Source organism: Streptomyces sp. NPDC059850 (genome assembly GCF_042731515.1).
In the GTDB taxonomy this organism is placed as follows: Bacteria; Actinomycetota; Actinomycetes; order Streptomycetales; family Streptomycetaceae; genus Streptomyces.
This window is the reverse complement of the sequence record NZ_JBHWJI010000011.1, coordinates 1-4,723: the sequence shown is the minus strand read 5'-3', so window position 1 is coordinate 4,723 and position 4,723 is coordinate 1. Positions and strand designations below refer to the sequence as shown.

The 4,723-nt window shown below is 70.8% G+C and carries 5 protein-coding genes and 1 pseudogene; 3 read left to right on the top strand and 3 right to left on the bottom strand.

What is annotated here, in order from left to right; genetic code table 11:
- Positions 1 to 361 precede the first annotated feature (361 nt).
- Positions 362 to 2,251, top strand: coding sequence for an ATP-binding cassette domain-containing protein (locus ACFV9T_RS11275; RefSeq protein WP_385438603.1), 1,890 nt, complete (start codon positions 362 to 364; stop codon positions 2,249 to 2,251).
- A 97-nt stretch (positions 2,252 to 2,348) separates the two neighbouring features.
- On the opposite strand, the gene ACFV9T_RS11270 is transcribed toward ACFV9T_RS11275, so the two are convergent.
- Complete coding sequence (locus ACFV9T_RS11270; RefSeq protein ID WP_385438601.1) at positions 2,349 to 2,948, bottom strand: DUF4232 domain-containing protein; 600 nt, start codon at positions 2,946 to 2,948, stop codon at positions 2,349 to 2,351.
- A gap of 246 nt (positions 2,949 to 3,194) precedes the next feature.
- Between ACFV9T_RS11270 and ACFV9T_RS11265 the strand changes: the two are divergent.
- A pseudogene (locus ACFV9T_RS11265) lies at positions 3,195 to 3,713 on the top strand (CocE/NonD family hydrolase); the annotation flags it as partial.
- A complete protein-coding gene (locus ACFV9T_RS11260; protein WP_385438599.1) occupies positions 3,710 to 3,964 on the top strand; it encodes a hypothetical protein in 255 nt (84 codons plus the stop codon). The pseudogene ACFV9T_RS11265 and the gene ACFV9T_RS11260, both read left to right, overlap by 4 nt.
- 3 nt (positions 3,965 to 3,967) lie before the next feature.
- On the opposite strand, the gene ACFV9T_RS11255 is transcribed toward ACFV9T_RS11260, so the two are convergent.
- Together ACFV9T_RS11255 and ACFV9T_RS11250 are read right to left on the bottom strand one after the other, a co-directional pair.
- Positions 3,968 to 4,423 (bottom strand): hypothetical protein, encoded by a 456-nt coding sequence (locus tag ACFV9T_RS11255; RefSeq protein WP_385438597.1) that lies wholly within the window; start codon positions 4,421 to 4,423, stop codon positions 3,968 to 3,970.
- A gap of 111 nt (positions 4,424 to 4,534) precedes the next feature.
- Positions 4,535 to 4,723, bottom strand: a 189-nt coding sequence (locus ACFV9T_RS11250; RefSeq protein WP_385438594.1) for a PepSY domain-containing protein, incomplete at its 5' end; no start/stop codon positions are given.

Below are 4,723 nucleotides of genomic sequence, written 5' to 3'. Positions count from 1 at the left end.
GCGCCCCACCGGCCCCCGTTTTTCTGGGGGGGGGGTTGACCTGGGGGGGGGGGTGGGCGGGGGGTGCCGGGCCCGACGGAATCCGCGTCGGCCCGGCCTCCCGCCGTTCCCGCGCGCCCGCTTCCGTGGCTGGCGAAACCTCATACGCCCCTCACATCACAGCCACCGGCGTTTCGGCCACCCCCCGGCCGCGCCGGAAGCCTTGCGGTACGCGACCACGCGTTCGATGCCCCCGCATTCCCGGGCCCCCGCCGCGTCCCCGCTTCGTCCGGAATCGCGCGCGTTCGATTGGCCCCTCGCGTCGTTGAGCCTGGCATCGCCGGACCATCCAGGTGCGGCGGCGACCCGAGGAGGGCTCCAGGTGACCGTGACCGACACCCCGACCGAACGCTCCGCAGCACCACCCCCTCCACCGCCCGCCGTCATCAGCTTCGAGGGGGAGCACGGCAAGAACCCGCTGGCAGAGGCGAGTTTCGCCACGATGTGCTCGCGGCTCCCCTCGGTGCTGAAGAAGACCGCGCGCATGGCCTGGGCCGTCGACCGCCGCGCGGTCGTGCTGCTCCTCGCCTGCCAGCTCCTCACCGGCGCCGCGGCCGCCTGCGTGCTCGGCTCCACCGCGCGCGCCATGACCCACATCCTCGGCGCGGGCACCGTCTCCGAACGCCTGCACGCCGCGCTGCCCGCGCTCGTCGTCCTCACCGTGGCCGCCGGGGCTGGCCGAATCAGCGGTGCTCTGTCCGCGTACGCCGACGGACGGATCACCCCGCTCCTGATGTCCGAGGCGGACACCGCCCTCGTGTCCGCCGTCTGCCGCGTCGAAGCCTCCGCGTACGGGGAGCCGGGGTTCACCGACCGCCAGGAGGCCGCCGAGGTCGGCGTCACCCGCACCCGGCTGATGGTCCAGGACGCCCAGCGCTTCATGGCCGCCCTGGTCCGTATGGTCGCCGCGGGCGGCGTCATCACCGTCCTCCACTGGCTGATGCTCCCGCTGCTCCTGCTCGCCGTGCTGCCCGCCGGGCTCGGCGCCGTACTGTCCGCCCGCGTCGACTACGAGACCCACTACGCCAACGTCGGCGACCGCAACGTGCGCGGCATGATGCGCTGGTGGGCCACGTACTCCCGGTACGGCGACGAGGTGCGCGCCAACGGCATGACCGGCTACCTCGTCTACTGGTACCGGGCCCTGTCCGAGCGCATCGACCAGCGCACCCTGACCGCCGCGCCCCGCATGCTCCGCATCGTCCTCGCGACCTCCGCCCTCGGCGGCCTGTTCCTCCTCGGCACCTGGGCCGCCCTCGCGTGGCTGGCCACCACCGGCCGGGTCGCCCTGCCCGTCGCGGCCACCGCGGTCGTCGCCGTCCAGGCCGCGCTCGCCGCCCTGTCCCAACTCGTCATCCACGGCGCCGCGATGTTCCACACCTCGCTCTACCTCGCCGACATGCGGTCGTTCCTCGACATGGCCGCCGACCGCGCCCCACGGCGCGGGGCGCTGACCATCCCGGACCGGGTGGACGAGATCCGCCTCGACGACGTCGTTTACCAGTACCCGGGCAAGGCCGACCCCGCGGTCGACGGCGTCTCCCTCACCCTCCGGCGCGGCGAGATCCTCGCCATCGTCGGCGAGAACGGCTCGGGCAAGTCCACCCTCGCCAAGCTCATCACCGGCATCCTCCTCCCCGACAAGGGCCGGATCCGCTGGGACGACACCGACCTGGCGGAGGCCGACGCCGACGCGGTCTGGGCCCGCACCGCCCTCGTCCCCCAGAACTTCGCCTGCTGGCCCCTGCGCGCCCGCGAGAACATCACCCTCGGCCAGCCGCGCACCTTCGACGACGCCCCGGTCTGGGCGGCCGTCGACGCGGTCGGCATGCGCGAGCCCCTCGAAAAACTCCCCCGCCAGCTCGACACCCTCCTCGCCCGCGAACTCTTCGGCGGCGCCGAACTCTCCGGCGGCCAATGGCAACGCCTGGCCTGCGCCCGCGCCCTCTACCGCCGCACCCCCCTCCTCATCCTGGACGAACCGACCTCCCAAATGGACCCGCGCGGCGAGCACCAGATCTTCCTCGAGGTCAAACGCATCGCCGCCGAACGCATGACGATCGTGGTCACCCACCAACTGGAGAACACCCGCCTCGCGGACCGCGTCATCGTCATGCGGAACGGCCGCATCATCGAACAGGGCCACTACGAAGACCTCGCCCAGGCGAACGGCCTCTTCGCCGAGTTGGTAGCCCTGGCCAAGGACCGCTAGGCCCCACGCCACGGGCAATGGGCCAGGTGCCCCGGCGTGACATCGGGCAGGCCCAGGTCGCGGACCTGGGCCTGGTGGCGTCGGCGGCACCGCTGGGCTAGCCCCACTTGCCGCTGCCGACAGGGTCGACCTTGATGGCAGGGCCGGAGCCGTCGGATACGGGGACGTTGATGCTGACCGGCAGGGAGCTGGAGTGCGTCTCATCGGGCGGGGTGACGATGAGCTTGGTAAAGGTCACGCCGGAGCCGCCCGAGTCGTTGCTGGGGTAGTAGAGGGCGAACCCGGTCTCCTCGCCGGGCTTGATGCTGGTCTTCGGTGCGTCGAGATCGCTCCGCTCGGCGCTGACGGTGCCGTCCTTGCCCTTGAGGTCCGCGCCGGGGAAGCCCTGGAGGGTGCAGGTGGCTGACCCGTTGTTCTTCAGGCTGATGTTGAGGATGCCTTCGCCCATCCCGTGAGAGGTCCTGAAACCGAGCTGCGAGGTCTTGCAGGCACCGGAACCACCAGCGCTGCCCGCCTTGGAGCCGATGGAGTCGCCACTGGAGGAGCCGGAGCCCGAGGAACTGGACGAAGCGGCGGAGGAGGTGTCTCCCTGGGCATTCGCGTTGCCCTGGCACGCGGTCAGCCCGAGCGCGGCGGTGGCGACCACCGCGGCGGCGGCGACCTTGCGGGCGTTGCGGATGGAGATGCGGTGCGACATGGTGTCCCCTTGTCGGTATGGGCGTCGTTCCCGTTCGTTCGGGGCCGTGACAAAAAGACTGCCGGGCGGCGCTGCTGATCTGCTGCCACCTCACTAACGCACTGCTAATGCTCCAGCGGCGTCCCTCGGCTCACCGCGACACGGTGGCGAGGACGTCCTGTCCCAGTCGCTGGACGACATCCGTGGCGAGCCGGTGCCGGGGCGTACGACCAGAACGCCCCGGACGCCCGGGTACACGGGGCGAGTGCGCCCTACCTGCCGCTGGACTCCCGCTCGGATGTGATCAGCCTGACCACACCGCTGCTTGAACGGGACGTGGTGGTCGCCGGTCCGGTGTCGGCCAGGCTCCACATCTCCACCACCGCCCCGGACACCGACTTCACCATCAAGCTCATGGACGTCCACCCGCCCAACGCCGACTATCCGCACGGCTTCGCCATGAACCTCACCGACGGCATTGTCCGCTGCCGCTTCCACCGCTACTACGAGCAGCCGGAGTTGCTCACTCCGGGCGAGCTGTACGAGATCGAGGTCACCGCCCCCGACACGGCGAACCGCTTCGCCGCCGGTCACCGCATCCGGCTCGACATCTCCTCCAGCAACTTCCCCCGCTTCGACGTCAACACCAACACCGGCGAACCGGAAGCCGCCGCCCGCCGCACCGCCATCGCCACGAACACCGTGCACATGGACGCCGAACACCCCTCGCACCTGCGCGTATGGCTGGAAGGAGGAGCGGCGGAGGTCCTAGGCTCGGTCTCATGACCAACGGGGATATGCGTTACGGACGATGCGGAGCGTGCGGCGGCGCCGAGGTGTACCGGGGCGAGTACGTGGCCCAAGGCGGGGTCCGCCAGAGGGGAGCGGGCCCGTTCGGGGCGAAGCAGACCGTGTTCGACGCCTTCGTCTGCGCGGCCTGTGGGAACACCCAGCTGCACGTGCAACTGGACGCGAAGATGTCGTCGCACATACGGAACAAACTCGCCTGGATACCGCCGCAGCAGGGCACGGGCTAGCGGCTAAGGGGCGTCGACGGACTCCACGGCTTCCACCGCGGCGGGGACGAGCACGACCTCCTGCGGGGTCCAGCAGTCCGAACGCTCGGTGGCCACTTCGGCCGTGCAGACGAGGCACACGAGGTTCGGGCCGTCGCAGCCGTCCAGGCCGCAGCAGCCGTTTCGGCGTCCGAGCAGGGAGGTCAGTTCGGTGCCGTGCACATCGGCCTTGGCCAGGACGATGCCGTTCAGGTTCGCGCGCTGGAGGCCCAGGGCCGCCCCCGGGACGTGTGGCCGGAAGACTCGCTCCCCGGCTTCCGGCGGATCGTAGGCGAAGGTGCCCGGACGCATGCGTGGCGGGCACTCCTCGCCGTTCGGCATCTCGTAGGGAGCCGGGGCGCTGTCCGCGTCGGGCAGCGGCACCTCGCGTACGGGTGCGGTGACATCGCCGTGGCAGCGGCGGCAGCGGAAGACGACCATGTGCTCCATTGTCGGGTTCCGGGCGGGCTCGGTGAACGTGCGAAGGGGCCGCCCCGCCGGACAGTGGCGGGGCGGCCCCTTCGGGCTCATGAGGTGTCAGGTGGGTGCTGTTCAGTCGTCGTCGCCGTCGTTGTCGTTCTGGTCGTTGTCGTCGTGGTCGACGTGCTGGCCAGTGACCTTGCCGTTGGTGGCGTCGATGGTCACCTCGTGGCTCTTGTGGTCCTTACCGAGGACGTCGATCTCGTAGACGGCGGAGTTGGCGCGGTCGGTGTCGTCGAGGCCGTAGGAGGTCAACGTGCC

Excerpts from the sequence above, each read along its gene's own strand:
- ACFV9T_RS11260 (WP_385438599.1), top strand. The coding sequence starts at position 3,710 with ATGACCAACGGGGATATGCGTTACGGACGATGCGGAGCGTGCGGCGGC.
- ACFV9T_RS11255 (WP_385438597.1), bottom strand. The coding sequence starts at position 4,423 with ATGGTCGTCTTCCGCTGCCGCCGCTGCCACGGCGATGTCACCGCACCC.
- ACFV9T_RS11270 (WP_385438601.1), bottom strand. The coding sequence starts at position 2,948 with ATGTCGCACCGCATCTCCATCCGCAACGCCCGCAAGGTCGCCGCCGCC.